Origin of the sequence: Acidithiobacillus sp. AC3, from assembly GCF_050261095.1 — a bacterium.
GTDB lineage: Bacteria > Pseudomonadota > Gammaproteobacteria > Acidithiobacillales > Acidithiobacillaceae > Igneacidithiobacillus > Igneacidithiobacillus copahuensis.
Genome location: NZ_CP189838.1, coordinates 2,129,408 through 2,148,041 on the forward strand (window position 1 = coordinate 2,129,408; position 18,634 = coordinate 2,148,041).

The following is an 18,634-nucleotide window of genomic DNA, read 5'->3' on the forward strand; positions in this document are numbered from 1 at the left end:
TCCTCAGAAATCGCGCGAAAATCACTTCAGGAATCGCTAAGATACAGAAATTATAAGCGTTTTTGCCTTGACACAAACAAGACCCGTCCTTACCCTTAGCAACGTGGGAAGAAGTGGGGCAAAGTGGTAAACAACGGAGAGCCACCCGGTCATGTTTCGCGGCACGCATTGTCATACTCTCGACAGCAAGGGACGTCTCAGCGTGCCGGCGCGGTTTCGCGACCAGCTCAACGCCCTCTGTGACGGGCAAATCGTGCTCACCATCAACCCCACCAACGAAGCGGCCGAACGCTGCCTCTGGGCCTATCCTCTGCCGCGCTGGGAGGAAGTCGAACGACAGGTAGCCGCCCTCCCCAGCACCCAGGCCAGCGTCCGCCGCTTCCAGCGCCTCTTCATCGGCCACTCAGAAGAACTCCGTCTCGACAACCAATCCCGCATCCTCCTATCCGCCAACCTGCGGCAATACGCACAGATCGAGCGCGATGTGGTGCTGGTAGGGCAAGTCAGCAAGTTCGAGATCTGGGATGCAGAGTTGTGGCAGCAACAGCAGACTCTATCGCCTGATGAGGACCTGCTCGCGAGCCTTGGAGATTTGCAGCTATGAGCGGCGCTCACCAGCCAGTTCTGCCCAACGAGGTGCTTGCGGCACTGCAGCCGGTTTGGCAGGCTCCAGGACCGCGGCGCCTGGTGGATGTTACCGGAGGAAGAGGTGGTCATAGCGCCCTGCTCCTCGCGCAGCTGGCCGTCGATGATCGGCTGTGTATCTTCGATCGCGATCCCGCGGCCATTCAGGCGCTGGGCGAACGCTTTGCCGACGATCCGCGGGTGGACTTGGTCCAGGCCCCCTTCGACGCCCTGGCGCAACTGCTGGAGGCCCGCGGCTGGCTTGGGCGGGTGGATGCCATCCTCGCCGATCTGGGGGTTTCGTCGCCGCAACTGGACGAGGCCGAACGTGGCTTCAGCTTTTTGCGCGATGGCCCGCTCGATATGCGCATGGACCCCAGTCAGGGGCTGTCTGCTGCCGCGTGGCTGGCGCAGGTGGAGTTTCGGGAGCTGCGGCGCGTGCTGCAGGAGTATGGCGAGGAAAAAGCGGCAACGCGGATTGCCAAAGCCATCATCGCCCGGCGTCAAGACGCGCCTCTTTTGCGTACCCGCGAGCTTGCGGAGCTGATCGCTGATCTGCTCCCTGCAGGGAAAGGAATCCATCCCGCTACCCGGAGCTTCCAGGCCATTCGCATCCAGGTGAATGACGAACTGGGCCAACTGCAGCGCTTCCTGCCCCAGGCCTTGACTGCCCTGCGCCCCGGTGGAAGGCTCGCCATCATCAGCTTTCACTCCCTCGAAGACCGCTTGGTCAAGCGCTTTTTCCGCGCGCATGAAGCGCGCCCTGATCCCCGCCTGCCTTTGCGCGCCGCGGAACTGCCCGCCCAGCCCTGGGTCGAGATCAGCCCCGCTATTCGTGCACAGGAGTCAGAAATCGCCAAAAATCCCCGCGCCCGTTCCGCCGTGTTGCGTACCGCTACCAAGAATCCGGAGTATTGTCATGCGTCGTAGCACCATCCTTCTCGTCGCGCTGATCACTCTCACCCTCTTCGGCATCGTGGCTGCACGCGAAAACAGTCGGGCGCAATTCATTCATCTGCAGGCCCTGCAAAATCACATTTTTACCCTCAACAATCGTTGGGGGCAGCTACAACTGGAGCAAGCAACGCTGGCTTCCGATACCCGTGTTGGTGACATTGCGCATCAGAAACTAGGGCTGGAGGCACCGAAAAACAGCCAAATCGTCATGGTGAAAGCCCAGTGAATGCCCTGGCGCAATCCTCCCTGCCCAGCTGGCGACCGCGCCTGATCTTCGGGGTATTGGGCGCTGGATTTTGTGCCATTCTCTACCAGTCCTGGCAGACGCAGGTGGAGCAGAGCGGCTTCCTGCGTGCCCAGGGTCAGCAACGTTACCAGCGGCAGCTGCCCATGCCGGCGCCGGCGCGCGGGGAGATCTTCGACCGCTATGGTCAGCCCTTGGCCCTATCGGTGCCCAGCAGCACCCTCTGGGTAGACCCCAAGGTTTTTGCGCAACAGCAGGCGCGCTGGCCAGAGCTGGCCAAGGTCCTGGGAATATCGACCGCAGAGATTGGCAAACGCCTGCAACACAGTGGTAGTGCCTTTGCCTACCTGCTTCGGCAGGTCGACCCGCAACTGGCTGCACGAGCACTGGCCCTGGGCATCCCCGGGCTGCATGAATTGCAGGAGTACCGACGCTTCTATCCCAGCGGGCAGATCACCGGTCCATTGCTGGGTTTTACCAATATCGAAGGGGCTGGTAGTGAAGGTCTGGAACTGGCCTATGATCACGTCCTGCGCAGCCAGGCCGGCCAGCGCGAAGTTCTGCGCGATAATCATGGGCACCTGCTGTCCAGCGCCCCGGAAAATGTCAGCCACCCAGGCCAGCCCCTGACCCTGACGATCGATCGCCGCCTGCAGTATGCCGCCTACACGGCTCTGGCGGCTGCCGTACAACGTTTCGCCGCGCACTCAGGCTCTGCGGTCCTTCTCGACGCCCACAGTGGTGCCATCCTGGCAATGGTCAACTACCCCGCGAGCAATCCCAACGATCGGGAACACTATGATCCCGCCGGTGCCACGGATCGCGCCATCACCCACACCTTCGAACCCGGCTCGGTAATGAAGCCCTTTGCCGTGGCAGCGGCCCTGGATAGCGGCAGCATCCAGGCCAGCAGCCGCTTCGATGTCGACACCAACTGCTTTCGCGTCGCTAGCTATTGCATTCAGGATGACGCCCGGCATGGCACCCTCGACATCGCGCAAATTCTGAAATATTCCAGCAACATCGGCGCGGCCAAGATTGCGCTGCGCACCCCTGCAGCAGATCTCTATGGTTTGCTCAGCCGCGCTGGCTTCGGCCAATCCGTGGGCCTGGCCCTGCCCGGCGAGAGCGCCGGCCGCTTGCCCGCCTATCAACAATGGGGGCCAGCGGCGCATGCGGCGATCGCGTACGGCTACGGCATCTCGGTGAATACCCTGCAGCTGGCCGCCGCCTATGCGGCAATCGCCAATGGTGGTGTCTACGTCCAACCACACCTGCTCAAGGGGCAACAAGGCGAGGAACGCCGAGTGATGGCGGCCAGTACCGCCGCCGAGCTGCGCAGTTGGCTGGCCGGGGTCGTCGCGCCCGGGGGTACCGGCTTTCTCGCTGCCATCCCCGGCTACACGGTAGCTGGCAAGACCGGCACGGCGGCCATGGCCAACGGCAAAGGTGGGTTTCATCGCCATCAGGTGAATACTAGCTTCGTCGGCTTTGCGCCGGCACAGAATCCGCGTTTTGTGATGGCGGTGACAGTGCGCGACCCTACCCAAGGCTGGCGCTATGGCGGTGTCGTCGCGGCACCGATCTTTCGCAGCACCATGAGCGTGGCCTTGCGCAACGCCGGTGTTCCGCCGCAGGCAGGAAGCGCCCAGGCTATCCGCCCACGGAGCATTGCCGAACAGCAGCGCTGGGCAGAAGGAGCGGGTGATGTCCAGCACTGAAACCCTCGACCGTCTCCTCCCGGAATTGCAGCCAGCACGAGCCATTCCCATAACCGGCATCGACAGTGACAGCCGCCGCTTGCCCAAAGGGGGGCTCTTTGTCGCTCTGGAGACCCGCCATGGACCCACGGCGCACTTTCTGCCCGAGGCCTGGCAGGCGGGCGCCGCCGCTGCCATCGTCGAGGCGGAACAGGAAGGGTTTCGCGACACCGAAGCCGGACCGCTCTGGTCGCGCCCCGATGCCCGCGCCCTCCTGGGGCTGGCTTTGCGGCGTCATTACTGCTGGGACGCGGACGCCGCCCCCCGGCTTATTGGCGTGACCGGGACCAATGGCAAGAGTAGTGTGACGCGGCTGATCGCCCAGCTGGCGCCAGCACCAGCGCAGATCATCGGCACCCTCGGCTATGGGCCGGTGGATGCGCTGCGGGCACTGCCCAACACCACCCCCGAAGCGGTCGAGTTATGGCGCCTGCTGGTCGCGGCGCGTGCTGCCGGGGCGCAGACGGTCAGTATGGAGGTTTCCTCCCACGCCCTTGCCCTGGGCCGGGTAGCTGCGGTCCCCTTCCACGTTGCGGTCTTCACCAACCTGACCCAGGATCACCTCGACTTTCACGGCGATATGGCGAGTTATGGGGCAGCCAAGGCGCGGCTCTTTCAGACGCCGGAACTGCAATACGCCGTCCTTAATGCCGATGATCCCTTCACTGCGCAACTGCGGCAAACCATCGCAACGCAGGTAAAGGTACTGGATTATGGATTTGGCGCGGCTGCCATCCAGGTGCGCGACTACCATCCGGGGGCCAGCGGTACACTGCTGGAGCTGGATACACCCCAGGGCAGACGCCGCCTGCGCAGTCCTCTGCTCGGGCGCAGCAACACCTACAATCTGCTGGCAGCCCTGGCCTGCGCTGCAGCTCTCGGCTGGGAGATCGAAGACGAGCAGATTGCCCGCCTCAGCCTGCCGGTAGGACGTTACCAGTGCCTGCCGGCCGTACCGGGCAAGGCGCGGGTGATGATCGATTACGCTCACACCCCGGATGCCCTGGATGCCGTCCTGCAAGACCTGCGTGCCATTGCCAAGGGGAAGATCACGCTGGTCTTTGGTTGCGGCGGCGATCGCGATCGCAGCAAGCGTCCGCAGATGGGCGCCATTGCCGCGCGTCTGGCGGATCGGGTGATCGTCACCGACGACAACCCACGCATGGAAGACCCGGAACAAATCACCAACGAGATTCTGACCGGAATTCCGAGCGGTCGGGCGACCGTAGAACATGATCGGGCACGCGCCATCCAGCTGGCGATCGCCGATGCCCAGTCTGGCGACTGGGTACTGATCGCTGGCAAGGGTCACGAGAGCTATCAGGATCGCGGCGGTCAGAAACAGCCCTTCGCTGACGCGCAGCACGCAGAGGAGGCGTTACGTCAATGATCGAGCTGAGTCTCCGGGAAGTCGCCAAGATCTGTCATGGGAAAACCCTCCCTGGTAGCCCGGCAGAACTGCGGATTCGCGGACTCAGTAGCGATAGCCGCAGCGCGCAACCCGACGCGCTCTTCGTTGCCCTCTCTGGGCCACATTTCGATGCCCATGACTTTGTTGCCCAGGCACGCAGCAACGGCGCCGCGGCCGTGCTCGTCAGCCGGGCGATGGCGGAGCCCGGGGTCTTGGTCACTGATACCCTGCAGGCGCTGCAAGACCTCGCCGCCGCCTGGCGCCAGCGTTGTCCCGCCAAGGTCATTGGCGTCACCGGTTCCTGCGGCAAGACCACGGTCAAGGAGATTCTGGCGGCAATCCTGCAGGAAACCGGTCACGGCATCGCCACCCAGGGCAACCTCAACAACCATATCGGCGTTCCCCTGACCCTGGCGCGCCTCAGTCAGACGGACCGCTACGCGGTAGTCGAAATGGGGATGAACCATGCCGGAGAGATTCGGGTGCTGAGCCGTCTGGCGGCACCGGACCTGGTGCTCATCAACAATGCCGGAACGGCGCACCTCGAAAACCTGGGGACGGTAGAGGCCATCGCGGCGGCCAAGGGGGAAATCCTCGAGGGCTTGGGCCCCCACGGTATCGCCGTGCTCAATGGAGATGATCGCTTTTGTGAGGAATGGGCAGCGCAGGCGCCTGGAGAGGTCTGGCGTTTCAGTCTGGAAGACCGGCCTGCGCGCGTTCGCGGCGCCTGGCAGGCGAGTGCGACGGGCGGAGAGATGCAGGTGCGGGCACCGCAGGGAACCTTTGATCTGCAGATTCCCCTGCCCGGCCGGCACAACGGCGCCAATGTCCTGGCGGCGGTTACTGCTGCCCTGGCCCTCGACACCCCGATCGCTGCCATTGTGCGTAGCGTCGCCCAGCTGCGCGGCGTCTCTGGGCGCCTGCAGTGGGTCGCGGGGCGGCAGGGCAGCCGTCTCCTGGACGACAGCTACAACGCCAACCCGGCGAGCCTGGAGGCAGCGATGCAGGTCCTGGCGCAGCAACCAGGTCGGCGTTTTCTGGTTTTAGGGGATATGGGCGAATTGGGCCCGGAGGCGCGCAGTTACCACGCCCAGGCGGGGAAACGCCTGCGCGAACTGGGCATTGATGGGCTCTTCGCCACGGGCCCCCTGAGCGCGGCAGCAGTGGAGGCCTTCGGCCGCGGCGCCAGCCACTTTGCCGAGATCGACGCCCTCGTTACCGCCCTGCAGCCAGTGCTGGCGGGCGATGTCACGGTGCTGGTAAAGGGTTCTCGTGCCGCTCATATGGAAAGGGTGGTTACGGCCCTGCGGCAGGAGGCTGGCTGAAATGCTCTATTATCTCCTGCTCCAGCTGCAAGGCGTCTATCACGGCTTTCACGTCTTCTCTTACCTGACCCTGCGCGGGGTCTTGAGCATCCTCACCGCCCTGGTCTTGTCCCTGGGTCTGGGTCCCATCGTCATTTCCCGACTGCGCCAGTACAAGATTGGACAGATGGTGCGCAGCGACGGGCCGGAGACCCATCTCAGCAAACAGGGCACCCCGACCATGGGTGGGGCGCTGATTGTGCTGGTCGTACTGTTGACCACCCTGCTCTGGTCCGACCTCGGCAATCCCATGGTCTGGATTGCCATGCTGACGACTCTCGCCTTTGGCTTCGTGGGATTCATCGACGACTGGCGCAAGTTGCGCCGCAAAAACAGCAAGGGCCTCTCGGCGCGCGGCAAATATGGCCTGCAGTCGCTTTTCGCCATCGCTGCTGCCACGGCCCTGTATTTCTGGGGCCAGGGGAGTCTACCCCACAGCCTGATCGTGCCTTTCGTCCCACACGTACTGATTCCACTGGGCATCGGCTTCATCGTCTTCAGCTATTTCGTCATTGTCGGTACCTCCAATGCCGTCAACCTTACGGATGGTCTCGACGGACTCGCCATTGTCCCCACGGTGATGGTGGCTGGGGCTCTGGGCATCTTCAGTTATGTGGCAGGTAACGCGGTTTTCGCCAACTATCTCGAGGTTCCCTTCGTCCCAGGTGCAGGCCAGTTGATCATCTTCTGCGGCGCGCTGGTGGGAGCAGGACTGGGCTTTCTCTGGTTCAATACCTATCCTGCCGAGGTCTTCATGGGCGATACCGGCGCCCTGGCCCTGGGAGCCGCCTTGGCCATCGTTGCCATCGTCGCCCGGCAGGAGTTGGTGCTGGTGATCATGGGTGGGGTCTTCGTGGTCGAGACGCTATCGGTAATGATCCAGGTCGCATCTTTCCGCCTGACCGGCAAGCGCGTCTTCCGCATGGCGCCGCTCCATCATCACTACGAAAAGAAAGGCTGGCCGGAACCGCGCGTTGCCGTCCGTTTCTGGATCATCACCGTGATCCTGGTGCTGATTGGCCTGTCGAGCTTGAAAATCCGATGAAGAAGACCGACTGGCGAGCACGCAAGATGGCGATAGCAGGGGCGGGCAAGACTGGGGAATCCCTGCTCCGTTTTGCCTTGGCGCGAGGAGCGGATTGCTCCTTGTGGGATACCCGCGCAACATTGGACGCGCAAGCCTGGCGGGAACGGTATCCTGGAGTCCAGATCCATTTTGGTGACTGGCCGGAAGATGCCTTTTTGCCGTATGAGCACGTGCTTTGCAGTCCGGGATTATCACCCCTGACCCCAGCCCTGGCGGCAGCGCGGCGCGCGGGGATTCCGCTCTGGGGCGATATCGAGCTTTTCGCGCAAGAGGCGCAGACGCCGGTCATCGCCATCACCGGCAGCAACGGCAAAAGCACCGTCACCACCCTGGTCGGCGAAATGGCGCGGGCAGCGGGGCTGCAGGTGGCGGTGGGGGGAAACCTCGGCACCCCGGCCCTGGAGTTGCTGCCGCAGGAAGGAGGCACGGAGCCGGAACTCTACGTTCTCGAACTGTCCAGCTTCCAGCTGGAATACTGTGAGAGCCTGCGCCCGCGTGCCGCGACCATCCTCAACATCAGCGCGGATCATCTGGACTGGCATGGCGATTTTGCCCGCTATGTCGCCGCCAAGTGGCGCATCGCTCGGTGCATGGGTGCTGGCGACACTCTGGTACTACCTGGCCAGGATGCGGAGTTGCAAAGGCTTCCCAGCGAGTTTTCGACGCAATTCACAGTACGCCGTTTTGGGCCCGGTGCCGCAGGCGAGATTGTCGACGGGCAGATCGTCATCGACGGCAAGGTGCTCCTTCCCGTCAATGAACTCCGTATTCCCGGACGCCACAATCAGGAGAACGCCCTGGCCGCGACCTTGTTGGCACGCGCGGCAGGGATTCCGCAGGCGGCCATCCGACAGGCTTTGCAGAATTTCACTGGTCTGCCGCATCGCCTGCAGTGGGTGGCGACGGCAGATGGTGTCGACTATTTCGATGACTCAAAGGGCACCAATCTTGGCGCCAGCCTGCGCGCTATCGAGGCCCTTTCCGGCCCCTTGGTCCTGATCCTCGGCGGCGACGCCAAGGGTGCTGATCTCGAGCCGCTTGCCGCCGCCTGTGTCGGACAGCGTGGCGCTGTGCTACTGGGAAATTCGGAAGAGGAACTGGCCAGAATCCTGGCTGGCAAGCTGCCCATCCGGCGTACCGGGCGCAGCGGCATGGCGGAATGCGTGCGGCAGGCTGCCGCCCTCGCCCGACCTGGAGATCAGGTACTGCTCTCGCCGGCCTGCGCCAGCCTCGATATGTTCCAGGACTATCATGACCGCGGACAGCAGTTTGCCGCTGCCGTCCATGCCCTGGCAGGAGCTTCCCATGCATAAGCCGAGTTGGTGGTTGGCGGAAAACGGCAAAGCCGACACCGTATTGTGGTGGATCCTGATCATCCTGCTCTGTTTTGGCTTGGTGATGGTCTACTCGGCCAGCGCTCCGGTCGCCCAACAGGAAACCGGCAACCCACTGTTTTTTGCGGAACGGCAGGTGCTCTATGCCATCCTCGGACTCACTGGGATGTACTACATCAGCCGCGTCGAGCTGGAATTCTGGGAGCGGATGACCTTTCCGCTCATGGGCATCTCCCTCATTGCCCTGCTGGTGGTCTTTGTGCCGGTCATCGGCGTGGGGGTGAATGGTTCGCACCGCTGGATCAATTTTCTGATCGTCCGCCTGCAACCCTCAGAGCTGCTGAAGTTTGCCCTGCTCCTGTTCATGTCCCGCTATGTGGTGCGCAAGGGCGAGCTGCTCGGCAGCGTCAAGGACGGCCTATGGCCGATCTTCATCCTGCTTTTTGTCCTCGGTGTGCTCCTGCTCTTGCAGCCGGATTTTGGCTCCTTCTTCATGGTCGTGGCGATCACCGGCACGTTGCTTTTCCTGGGTGGGTTGCCGATGCGCTACGTGCTCATTGCTGGCATCGCCTCCGGTGCGGCCCTGGGGGTACTTGCCGTATCTGCTCCCTATCGTCTTGCCCGCATTACCTCTTTTTCCAACCCTTGGGCCGATCCCTATGGCAGCGGCTTCCAGTTGGTGCAATCTCTGATTGCTTTTGGTCGCGGTGGCGTGTTTGGGGTGGGACTGGGCAACGGCATCATGAAGTATTTTTACCTACCCGAGTCCTACACTGACTTCATCCCGGCGGTGATCGGCGAAGAACTCGGGATGATCGGTATCTGGGCCCTGATCTTCCTCTATGCGGTGGCCTGCTGGCGCATCTATCGCGTTGGTCGCCGCGCCGCCGCCGCCGGTGATGCCTTTTATGCCCTGTTCTGTTACGGCACCCTGATCTGGTTTGGTGGCGAGGCGGTGATGTCCCTGGGCGTAAACCTCGGGGCCCTGCCGACCAAGGGCTTTGCCCTGCCCTTGATCAGTTATGGCGGTAGCGCCCTGGTTTTCCTCTGCGCCACCTTGGGAGTGGTGCTCGCGGTGAGCCGCCGCTATCCGCCGCTGGCGAAACAGGCGAAGGTGCAGCAAGTAAAGGCTGAGGAGGTGGCACATGGCTAGGGGCGTCGTCATCGCTGCCGGCGGTACCGGCGGGCACATTTTCCCCGCCCTTTCCGTGGCGCAGGAGTTGCGTGCGCGCGGCGTCGCCGTCGACTGGATCGGCACGGCGCAGGGTATGGAACAGCGTCTGGTACCTGCCGCAGGCTATCCTCTCCACCAACTAGACATGCAGGGCCTGCGCGGAAAGGGATGGAAGCGTTGGCTGAGCGCGCCCTGGCGCCTGGGGCGAGCGACACTACAGGCGCGCCGGATCCTCCGCCAGTGCGGCGCCGAAGCGGTATTGGGCATGGGGGGCTACGTCTCGGCCCCTGCCGGGATTGCCGCCTGGAGCCTGGGCCAGCGCCTTTGCCTGCATGAGCAAAATGCCATTCCCGGACTCGCCAATCGATTGCTCGCGCCCCTGGCTACCCAGATTTTTGCCGGCTTTCCCGATACCGGGCTCAAGAAGGCCCGCTGGGTGGGGAATCCGGTACGCGCGGAAATTGCCGCTTTACCCGCGCCAGCGCTACGCTTTGCGCAACATCAGGGCAAAGCGCGGATTCTGATCATGGGGGGCAGTCAGGGCGCCCAGGTGCTGAACGAGATCTGCGCCGCCACCCTGATCAAACTGCCGCCAGCGCAGCGGCCGGAAATCTGGCACCAATGCGGCAAGGCGCATCTGGAAAAGACCCAGGCAGCCTATGCTGCCGCAAATGTCCCGGCGCGGGTCGATGCCTTCATCGACGATATGGCCACGGCCCTCGCCTGGGCCGATCTGGCGATTTGCCGGGCCGGCGCGGCCACGGTGGCGGAGTTATGCGCCGCCGGCCTTGGCAGTCTGCTGATTCCCTTCCCCTTTGCCGTAGATGATCATCAGGCGGCCAATGCCCGCTTTCTGGAAGACGCCGGAGCCGGTCGCATGCTGCGTCAGGAGGGGCTCGACGCGGCGCAATTGCACAGCATTCTGTTGCCACTGCTCGAGGATCCGTCACTGCGACTGCGCTGGGCCGAGGCGGCCCGCCGTCAGGCGCGGGTAAACGCCGCCCAAGATGTCGCCGATGCCTGCGGAGGAATTGCACATGCGTAACTGGGTGCGGCAAATCCATCTGGTGGGCATCGGCGGTGCTGGCATGCGGGGTATTGCCGAGGTCCTGCTCAATCTGGGCTACGCCGTCTCCGGCTCCGATCTGCGTCCCGGCCCAGCGACCCTGCGCCTCAGCGATCTGGGCGCGAGCATCTTCAGTGGTCACGCGGCCGCCAATGTGCGCGGTTCGGATGTGGTGGTCGTCTCCTCCGCCATCCACGATGACAACCCCGAGATCGTCGCTGCCCGGGAACAGCGTATCCCCGTCATCCGTCGCGCGGAGATGCTGGCGGAGCTAATGCGCTTCAAGCAGGGGATCGCCATCGCTGGTACCCACGGCAAGACCACCACCACCAGTCTGGTGGCCAGCATCCTCGGGGCAGCAGGGCTGGACCCCACCTTTGTCATTGGCGGACGTCTGAAAAGTGCCGGAACCCACGCTGCTCTTGGCAGCGGTGAGTATCTGGTGGCGGAGGCGGACGAGTCCGATGCCTCATTTTTGTACCTGTCTCCGGTAATGGCAGTGGTCACCAATATCGATGCTGACCACATGGAGACCTACGGCAATACCATGGGGCAATTGCGCGCCGCTTTCCTGCAGTTTCTGCAGCGTCTGCCGTTCTATGGCCTGGCGGTACTCTGTACTGATGAGCCCATGGTGCGCGGCTTGCTGCCGGAGTTGCGCACGCCGGTGCTGGGCTATGGACTGGCCGAGGATAGTGACCTGCAGGCACGCAACATTCGCTATCGCGGTCTGGGTAGCGAGGTCGAGATCTGGCGCCGCGTGGATGGTCAGGCGGTGCACTGGTTCGACCTGCAACTGAATATCCCCGGCGAGCATAATGTCCTCAATGCCCTGGCAGCCATTGGCATCGCCAGCAAGGTGGGAGTCAGCCAGGAAGTCATCGCCGAGGCCCTGGCTGGGTTCCGGGGGGTGGCCAGGCGCTTCGAGCTGCTCGGCGACTGGCAGGGGTACACCATTGTCGATGACTATGGTCATCACCCGCGGGAACTGGCCGCCACCATCGCCGCGGCGCGCCGGATCTGGCCGCAACGCCCCTTGGTACTGCTCTTTCAGCCACATCGCTTTACCCGTACTCGAGATCTCTTCGCCGATTTCGTGGAAGTTTTGGCGCAGGCCGACCGCAGTATCCTGCTCGATGTCTATGCGGCGGGAGAGGCCCCCATCAGCGGCGCCGACAGTGCCAGCCTGGTAGCCGCCCTGCAACAGCAGGGAGCCGATGCCATACATCTCCCCGGCGCCCTGCAGCAGCCAGCACAAATCCCGCTCCTGCTACCCGAGAATGCGGTGCTGCTCTGTATGGGAGCAGGGAATATCAGCCAGCTTGCCGGGGCTTGGGATGCGATTTTTGGCAAGGGGGCGCAGGCATGATCGGTGGTCGTCTGCGTCTCGGTGAGTCTCTGGCACGCCATAGCAGCTGGCGGGTAGGGGGTACAGCAGAGCGTTTCTATATCCCCGACACCATAGAAGATCTGGTCGGCTATTTGCGGAATTTTTCCCACGGGCCGATCACCTGGCTGGGCCTCGGTAGCAACGTCCTGGTGCGCGACGCCGGCCTGCGCGGGACGGTCATCTGTCTTGCCCATGGACTGGATCAAATGACGATCGGCGAGCATGGCGAACTGGTTGCCGAGGCCGGGATTTCGGCGGTCAAACTTGCCCATTTCGCCGCCCGCAATGGTCTCGCCGGTACGGAATTTCTCGCCGGGATTCCCGGCACCCTGGGCGGTTGCCTGGCCATGAATGCCGGTGCCCATGGGGGAGAAACCTGGCCCCTGGTGGAGTGGGTCGAACTGCTCCATCGCAACGGTGAGCTGGAGCGCCGTCCTGCAGCCGCGTTTCAGGTGGGCTATCGCTCCGTACGCGGCCAGGGCGATGCCTGCTTTGTGCGCGCCGGGCTGCGTCTATCCGCCGGAGAACCCGATGCACTGCGCGCTCAGCTGCGCGCCTGGCAGAGCCAGCGGGCGGCGACCCAGCCCCTGTCCTGGCCGAGTTGCGGCTCGGTCTTCCGCAATCCCCCTGGCGACCATGCGGCGCGTTTGATCGAGGCGGCAGGACTCAAGGGACGTCGCATCGGCGATGCCGAAGTGAGCACGCAACACGCCAATTTCATTCTCAATCGCGGACAGGCGCGCGCACGGGAAATCGAGGGCTTGGTCATGGAAGTGCAGGAAACGGTACGCCGTCGCTTCGGCGTTGTCTTGCAGCCTGAAATGCGTGTGCTGGGAGAAGATTTTGATGAATGAGGGCAGGATGTCGAAAAAACAGCGCATTGGCGTACTCTACGGCGGCCCCTCGGAGGAGCGCGAGGTCTCCCTACGCGGTGGTGCGGCGGTACTCCGAGCCCTTCAGGATGCGGGGTTGAATGCCTGTGGCATCGACGTCGAGCCGCAACACCTCGCCGCGCAACTGGGCGATGCGGGCGTCGACATGGCCTTCAACGTCTGCCATGGCGCCTTCGGCGAAGATGGACATCTGCAGGCGAATCTCGACAACCTGGGCATCCCGTATACCGGCAGCGGCGTACTCGCGAGTGCCCTGTCGATGGACAAGTGGCGTTGCAAACGTCTCTGGCAAAGCGCTGGCCTCCCCACCACCCGCGGCATGCTGTTGCGCGCCGATGACGCCCTGCCCAACAGTCTGCCCAGCTGGGGCTGGCCGCTTTTCGTCAAGCCCAACCGCGGCGGCTCCAGCATTGGCGTCAGCCGCGCTGGCAACACCCAGGAGCTGGAAAGCGCCCTCGGCGCGGCCTTCGCCCACGACAGCGAAGTGCTGGTGGAAGCCGCCATCAGCGGCAAGGAAGTCACCGTCGGTATTGTCGGTGGCGAGGCTCTGCCTCCGATCGTCATCGAGGCCAGCGGTCCGTTTTATGATTACCACGCCAAGTACATTGCCAACGACACCCGCTACCTCTTGCCCTCGGGTCTCGGCGATGTGCTAGATCGCAAAATGCAGGATCTTGCCTTGCAGGCCTTCAGCGAAATCGGTGGCTGCGGCTGGGGCCGGGTGGATTTCTTGGTGGATGCGAACGGTGCGCCGGCCTTGCTCGAAATCAACAGCGTTCCCGGTATGACCAGTCACAGTCTGGTGCCCATGGCGGCACAGGCCATCGGCTGGGATTTTGGCCAGTTATGCAGACGTATCCTCAACGCGGGGAAGGGAGTGAAATCATGGTAAGTGCCATTCGCGATTTGCAAGGATACCGACGGGAACCGGTCGCCAAGGCGCCGCCACCACAAGAGAGTCAAAAGCCAGCTGCGGCCATCGCTCCCAGCCGGCCCTTTCCCTGGGGCAAGACCCTACGCGCAAGCCTCGGGGGTGGGCTGTTGCTCGCTCTTGGCTTCGGCGCCTTGCAGGCCTGGGACTGGGTACGTCAGCCCGCGCTGATGCCCATCGCTACTATCCACATCGAAGGACTGTCATCCAAGATCCCGGTGTACCGAATCAACCGAGCCATTGCGCCATTCCTCGGACAGGGGTTTCTCTGGGTGAATCTCACGCAAGTGCGCGACGCCCTGCAGCAGGTGCCCTGGGTAGCCAATGCCGATGTACGCCGGGTCTGGCCCGATCGCATCGCGATCGACCTGCAGGGGGTGCAGCCAGTAGCCCGCTGGCTGGGGGGCGCCGGCGAGGTCCTGGGGAAAGACGGTAAAGTCTATCCGGTACCCGCAAACGAGATCCCGCAACAGCTCCCTGCCCTCTTTGGTCCGGCGGATGCAGGACTACAAATGCTACAAGAACGGCAAAAGCTGGATCAGACCCTGGCACCTCTGCATCTGCAGGTACGCGCCCTGGAGCTCGACCCACGCGGTGGCTGGCGTTGCATCCTCAGTAATGGGGTCCGACTGGTGCTTGGTCGGGAAAAGATCATGGAAGGTGTGCAACGCTGGGTCAGCGTCGCCCCGGAAATCAAGCAGTACCTGGTGCCCGGCGCCAGCATGGATTTGCGCTACAACAACGGTTTCGCGGTCGCCTTGCCGGAGGCGGCTTCTACGAGTGTCAGTGAGGGGTCGGCAGCCCCAAGGAGTGAAAGGAAATGAAACGCGGCAATCAAGAACTCATCGTTGGTCTGGACATTGGTACCTCCAAGGTCGCCTGTATCGTGGCGCAAGCACGCTCCACGGGCGAGGCAGAAATCATCGGCGTTGGCCAGCATCCCTCCCGTGGCCTGAAAAAGGGCGTGGTCGTCGACATTGAATCTACCGTGCAGGCCATCAATCGCGCGGTACAGGAAGCCGAACTCATGGCCGGGGTACAGATCCACGGCGCGGTCGTGGGTATCGCTGGCGGACACATCCGCGGCTATAACAGCCACGGCATCGTCGCCATCAAAAACAAGGAAGTCAGCAATGATGATCTCGGTCGGGTGATGGACGCTGCGCGCGCCATCGTCATTCCGCAGGACCAGAATGTGATCCATGTGCTACCCCAGGAATTCACCATCGACAGTCAGGAAGGGGTACGCGAACCCATCGGCATGTCGGGAGTGCGCCTGGAAGCGCAGGTCCACATCGTCACCGGCTCCATCAGCGCCACGCAGAATATTGCCAAGTGCGTCGAACGCTGCGGCCTGCAGGTGCAGGGCCTGGTGCTCGAACAACTGGCTTCCGCCGATGCCGTGCTCACCGCGGATGAAAAGGAGCTGGGCGTCTGCCTGGTCGACATCGGTGGCGGCACCACCGACATCGCCATATTCCGCGATGGCGCCGTACGCCATACCGCGGTCATTCCCATTGCCGGCGACCAGATCACCAACGACATCGCTCTGGGCTTGCGTACCCCACCCGTCGAGGCCGAACAGATCAAGAAGCTCTATGGCTGTGCCCTGGGCGACCTGATCGAACAGGACGACGACATCCCGGTGCCGAGTGTCGGTGCCCGTCCCCCGCGCACCATTTCCCGTCGCGTGCTCAACGACATCATCGAGCCGCGCGTGCGCGAACTCTTCGAGCTCATTCAGGCCGAACTACGTCGCACCGGATTTGAAGACCTCGTCGCCGCCGGCGTCGTACTCACCGGTGGCTCGAGCCGCCTGCAGGGCATGGCCGAACTGGCCGAGGAAATTCTGCACCTGCCGGTGCGCACCGGCGAGCCCATGCATTTGGCCGGGATGGAAACGGTGGTGCGCGCCCCCTGGCATGCCACCGGCGTCGGTCTGGTCATGTATGGCATGCACAACGGGCTGGCCGGCCAGGCCGAGCCGGTGCAACAGCCCGCTGCCGCCACCAGTACGGTGCGCGACGAAGGACATCGCGCCGCGGCCATGGGCGGCGTCTTTGGCAAATTGCGCAACTGGGTACAGACCAGCTTCGGCTGAGTCCCCCATCCCACAGATCCAGCAAGAGGAATCGACAATGTTTGAATTGAACGAAATGCAGCAGGAAGGAGCCGTCATCAAGGTCATCGGGGTAGGCGGCGGTGGTGGCAACGCGATCAATAACATGGCCCTGACCGGGCTGGAAGGCGTGGAATTCATCAGCGCCAATACCGATGCCCAGGCCTTGCGCAACTCCCATGCCCAGCGCACTTTGCAGCTGGGCAGTGAACTGACCCGCGGCTTGGGCGCAGGTGCCAACCCCGAGATCGGGCGCAAGGCGGCGGAGGAATGCCGCGAGGAGATCCGCGGCGTGCTCGAAAATACCGACATGCTCTTCATCACGACGGGTATGGGTGGCGGGACCGGCACCGGTGCAGCGCCCGTGGTCGCTTCCATCGCCCGCGACATGGGCATCCTGACCGTCGGCGTGGTCACCAAACCCTTCAACTTTGAAGGCAAAAAGCGCCAGCAATATGCCCTGTCCGGTATCGATGAACTGGCGCAGCATGTCGATTCGCTGGTGATCATCCCCAACGAAAAACTGCTGGCGGTACTAGGCAAGCAGATCAGCCTGCGCGATGCCTATCTCGCTGCCGACAACGTCTTGATGGGGGCAGTGCAGGGCATTTCCGAGCTGATCACCCGTCCCGGCCTGATGAACCTCGATTTTGCCGACGTGCGCACGGTGATGTCCGGCATGGGACTGGCGATGATGGGTACGGCCGCCGCCCGTGGCGAAAGCCGCGCCCGCGATGCCGCCAACCGCGCCGCCAGCAGCCCGCTGCTGGATGACATCAACCTCTCCGGCGCACGTGGCATTCTCGTCAACATCACCGCCGGCAACGACCTGTCTCTTGGTGAATTCGAGGAAGTCGGTGAGCTGATCCGCAGCTACGCCTCGGACGATGCCAACGTCAAGGTGGGCACCGTGATCGACGAAAACCTGGAAGGGGAAATGCGCGTCACTGTGGTCGCCACCGGTCTGCAGCGCGAGCCGGTGCGGCTGGCGGTAGAAAACAACCGTCTGCGCCCGGAAGTGACCACGCCCGCCAACGCCGTCGATTGGCGCCAGTTGGATCGCCCTGCAGCCCTGCGCCAGCAAGCGACGCGCAGTGCCGCAACCAGTACTGACCAGCGCAGCGCCCCACGCCCGGTGGCAGATTATGCCGATCTCGACATCCCTGCCTTTCTGCGCCGGCAAGCCGACTAAAGCCCGCGGTGCTGACACTCCACCCCGCCATTGGCGGGGTTTTTTCTTTGCCATTGTGCAATTTGGGGGTATTTCTTTACCGGCACTTTGCCGTAGAATGAGAAATACTCCTGTTTGACAGGCAAGGTTTTTCGAGAGAGGTTGGTACCATGCTATACCCCGAAATGTTCAGAGCCCTGGAGGCCGCCCGCTGGAATATGGAGAAGGACATCCCGTGGGATCAGTTCGACGCCAGCAAGATCGCCCCAGAGCATCTACAAACCATCAAGATGAACGCCATTACCGAGTGGTCGGCCCTGCCTGCCACGGAGATGTTTCTGCGCGACAATCGCGACGATTCGGATTTTTCGGCCTTCATGTCGATCTGGTTTTATGAAGAACAGAAGCATGCCCTGGTGCTCATGGAATATCTGCGCCGCTTCGCGCCCGAATACCTGCCCACCGAGGAAGAGCTGCATGAGGTGCGCTTCGAGTTTGATCCAGCGCCGGCAATGGAGACCCTGATGCTGCATTTCTGCGGTGAGATTCGTCTGACGCATTGGTACAAGGCCGCTGCCGAGTGGCACCAGGAACCAGTCATCAAGTTCATCTATGAAACGCTTTCCAAGGATGAGGCACGGCACGCCGGCATCTACCTCAAGTACATGCGTCGGGCGGTGGAGCGTGTGGGCGACTCAGCCCGCCTGGCCTTTGCCAAGATTGGTGTGCTCATGGCCAATACCAAGACCGCCAAGGCCTTGCATCCCACCAACCTGCACGTCAATAAGGAGATGTATCCGCAGGACAGCGTGCAGAGTCATCTCCCCGATCCCGGCTGGCTGGAACGTTGGCTCGACAATCAGATTCACTTCGACACGATCTGGGAGGGCAAGGTGGTCAATGGCATCCTGCGCAATCTGTCGGCGCTCCTCGACGTACCGATTCGCAGCGCCAAGGATCTGAGCCAGTATCGCAAGCGGATGGCCAGTTCTGTGGGCTAATGTCGCCAAGTCCCGACAACAGATCGTTTTGACGCGAGCAAATACGTTGATTTTTCAGAGATGCATATCGGGCACGCTTCGTGCTAAGCGCCTCAACGTCAACTGGTG

General features: G+C 62.8%; 17 protein-coding genes. All 17 read left to right on the plus strand.

The window, feature by feature from the left end; genetic code table 11:
* Nucleotides 1–151 precede the first annotated feature (151 nt).
* The 17 genes from mraZ to ACQAYK_RS10820 all read left to right on the plus strand — a co-directional run bounded on the left by mraZ (nt 152) and on the right by ACQAYK_RS10820 (nt 18,526).
* On the plus strand, nt 152–604 hold the full coding sequence (mraZ, locus tag ACQAYK_RS10740; protein WP_215873041.1) for a division/cell wall cluster transcriptional repressor MraZ: 453 nt from the start codon (nt 152–154) through the stop codon (nt 602–604).
* Nucleotides 601–1,554: a 16S rRNA (cytosine(1402)-N(4))-methyltransferase RsmH gene (rsmH, locus tag ACQAYK_RS10745; protein ID WP_215873042.1), complete on the plus strand. Its 954-nt coding sequence runs from the start codon at nt 601–603 to the stop codon at nt 1,552–1,554. The genes mraZ and rsmH overlap by 4 nt, the downstream gene beginning before the upstream one ends.
* Nucleotides 1,544–1,807: a cell division protein FtsL gene (gene ftsL / locus ACQAYK_RS10750; protein WP_215873043.1), complete on the plus strand. Its 264-nt coding sequence runs from the start codon at nt 1,544–1,546 to the stop codon at nt 1,805–1,807. The genes rsmH and ftsL overlap by 11 nt, the downstream gene beginning before the upstream one ends.
* Nucleotides 1,804–3,546 (plus strand): peptidoglycan D,D-transpeptidase FtsI family protein, encoded by a 1,743-nt coding sequence (locus ACQAYK_RS10755; RefSeq protein ID WP_215873044.1) that lies wholly within the window; start codon nt 1,804–1,806, stop codon nt 3,544–3,546. The genes ftsL and ACQAYK_RS10755 overlap by 4 nt, the downstream gene beginning before the upstream one ends.
* Nucleotides 3,533–4,975, plus strand: coding sequence for a UDP-N-acetylmuramoyl-L-alanyl-D-glutamate--2,6-diaminopimelate ligase (locus ACQAYK_RS10760; protein ID WP_215873045.1), 1,443 nt, complete (start codon nt 3,533–3,535; stop codon nt 4,973–4,975). The genes ACQAYK_RS10755 and ACQAYK_RS10760 overlap by 14 nt, the downstream gene beginning before the upstream one ends.
* Nucleotides 4,972–6,321, plus strand: a complete 1,350-nt coding sequence (locus tag ACQAYK_RS10765) for a UDP-N-acetylmuramoyl-tripeptide--D-alanyl-D-alanine ligase (RefSeq protein ID WP_215873046.1) — start codon at nt 4,972–4,974, stop codon at nt 6,319–6,321. The genes ACQAYK_RS10760 and ACQAYK_RS10765 overlap by 4 nt, the downstream gene beginning before the upstream one ends.
* Before the next feature lies 1 nt (nt 6,322).
* Complete coding sequence (gene mraY, locus ACQAYK_RS10770) at nt 6,323–7,405, plus strand: phospho-N-acetylmuramoyl-pentapeptide-transferase (RefSeq protein ID WP_483167567.1); 1,083 nt, start codon at nt 6,323–6,325, stop codon at nt 7,403–7,405.
* Nucleotides 7,402–8,760: a UDP-N-acetylmuramoyl-L-alanine--D-glutamate ligase gene (gene murD, locus ACQAYK_RS10775; protein ID WP_483167568.1), complete on the plus strand. Its 1,359-nt coding sequence runs from the start codon at nt 7,402–7,404 to the stop codon at nt 8,758–8,760. The genes mraY and murD overlap by 4 nt, the downstream gene beginning before the upstream one ends.
* Nucleotides 8,753–9,934 (plus strand): putative lipid II flippase FtsW, encoded by a 1,182-nt coding sequence (gene ftsW / locus ACQAYK_RS10780; RefSeq protein ID WP_483167569.1) that lies wholly within the window; start codon nt 8,753–8,755, stop codon nt 9,932–9,934. Before murD ends, ftsW begins: the two co-directional genes overlap by 8 nt.
* Complete coding sequence (gene murG, locus ACQAYK_RS10785; RefSeq protein WP_483167570.1) at nt 9,927–11,000, plus strand: undecaprenyldiphospho-muramoylpentapeptide beta-N-acetylglucosaminyltransferase; 1,074 nt, start codon at nt 9,927–9,929, stop codon at nt 10,998–11,000. Before ftsW ends, murG begins: the two co-directional genes overlap by 8 nt.
* Complete coding sequence (murC, locus tag ACQAYK_RS10790) at nt 10,993–12,390, plus strand: UDP-N-acetylmuramate--L-alanine ligase (RefSeq protein ID WP_483167571.1); 1,398 nt, start codon at nt 10,993–10,995, stop codon at nt 12,388–12,390. Before murG ends, murC begins: the two co-directional genes overlap by 8 nt.
* The gene (gene murB / locus ACQAYK_RS10795) at nt 12,387–13,265 is read left to right on the plus strand and encodes a UDP-N-acetylmuramate dehydrogenase (protein WP_483167572.1); all 879 of its coding nucleotides are present in this window, start codon (nt 12,387–12,389) and stop codon (nt 13,263–13,265) included. The genes murC and murB overlap by 4 nt, the downstream gene beginning before the upstream one ends.
* 7 nt (nt 13,266–13,272) lie before the next feature.
* Complete coding sequence (locus ACQAYK_RS10800) at nt 13,273–14,196, plus strand: D-alanine--D-alanine ligase (RefSeq protein ID WP_483167573.1); 924 nt, start codon at nt 13,273–13,275, stop codon at nt 14,194–14,196.
* A complete protein-coding gene (locus ACQAYK_RS10805) occupies nt 14,190–15,059 on the plus strand; it encodes a cell division protein FtsQ/DivIB (RefSeq protein ID WP_215873054.1) in 870 nt (289 codons plus the stop codon). Before ACQAYK_RS10800 ends, ACQAYK_RS10805 begins: the two co-directional genes overlap by 7 nt.
* Nucleotides 15,056–16,336, plus strand: a complete 1,281-nt coding sequence (gene ftsA / locus ACQAYK_RS10810) for a cell division protein FtsA (RefSeq protein WP_215873055.1) — start codon at nt 15,056–15,058, stop codon at nt 16,334–16,336. The genes ACQAYK_RS10805 and ftsA overlap by 4 nt, the downstream gene beginning before the upstream one ends.
* Nucleotides 16,337–16,373: 37 nt before the next feature.
* Complete coding sequence (gene ftsZ / locus ACQAYK_RS10815; RefSeq protein ID WP_215873056.1) at nt 16,374–17,546, plus strand: cell division protein FtsZ; 1,173 nt, start codon at nt 16,374–16,376, stop codon at nt 17,544–17,546.
* Between the two features lie 149 nt (nt 17,547–17,695).
* A complete protein-coding gene (locus tag ACQAYK_RS10820; RefSeq protein WP_215873057.1) occupies nt 17,696–18,526 on the plus strand; it encodes a ferritin family protein in 831 nt (276 codons plus the stop codon).
* Nucleotides 18,527–18,634: the final 108 nt, after the last annotated feature.

Coding starts and splice junctions, on each gene's coding strand:
- mraZ (WP_215873041.1), top strand. CDS start 152: ATGTTTCGCGGCACGCATTGTCATACTCTCGACAGCAAGGGACGTCTC.
- rsmH (WP_215873042.1), top strand. CDS start 601: ATGAGCGGCGCTCACCAGCCAGTTCTGCCCAACGAGGTGCTTGCGGCA.
- ftsL (WP_215873043.1), top strand. CDS start 1,544: ATGCGTCGTAGCACCATCCTTCTCGTCGCGCTGATCACTCTCACCCTC.
- ACQAYK_RS10760 (WP_215873045.1), top strand. CDS start 3,533: ATGTCCAGCACTGAAACCCTCGACCGTCTCCTCCCGGAATTGCAGCCA.
- ACQAYK_RS10765 (WP_215873046.1), top strand. CDS start 4,972: ATGATCGAGCTGAGTCTCCGGGAAGTCGCCAAGATCTGTCATGGGAAA.
- mraY (WP_483167567.1), top strand. CDS start 6,323: ATGCTCTATTATCTCCTGCTCCAGCTGCAAGGCGTCTATCACGGCTTT.
- murD (WP_483167568.1), top strand. CDS start 7,402: ATGAAGAAGACCGACTGGCGAGCACGCAAGATGGCGATAGCAGGGGCG.
- ftsW (WP_483167569.1), top strand. CDS start 8,753: ATGCATAAGCCGAGTTGGTGGTTGGCGGAAAACGGCAAAGCCGACACC.
- murG (WP_483167570.1), top strand. CDS start 9,927: ATGGCTAGGGGCGTCGTCATCGCTGCCGGCGGTACCGGCGGGCACATT.
- murC (WP_483167571.1), top strand. CDS start 10,993: ATGCGTAACTGGGTGCGGCAAATCCATCTGGTGGGCATCGGCGGTGCT.
- murB (WP_483167572.1), top strand. CDS start 12,387: ATGATCGGTGGTCGTCTGCGTCTCGGTGAGTCTCTGGCACGCCATAGC.
- ACQAYK_RS10800 (WP_483167573.1), top strand. CDS start 13,273: ATGTCGAAAAAACAGCGCATTGGCGTACTCTACGGCGGCCCCTCGGAG.
- ACQAYK_RS10805 (WP_215873054.1), top strand. CDS start 14,190: ATGGTAAGTGCCATTCGCGATTTGCAAGGATACCGACGGGAACCGGTC.
- ftsA (WP_215873055.1), top strand. CDS start 15,056: ATGAAACGCGGCAATCAAGAACTCATCGTTGGTCTGGACATTGGTACC.
- ftsZ (WP_215873056.1), top strand. CDS start 16,374: ATGTTTGAATTGAACGAAATGCAGCAGGAAGGAGCCGTCATCAAGGTC.
- ACQAYK_RS10820 (WP_215873057.1), top strand. CDS start 17,696: ATGCTATACCCCGAAATGTTCAGAGCCCTGGAGGCCGCCCGCTGGAAT.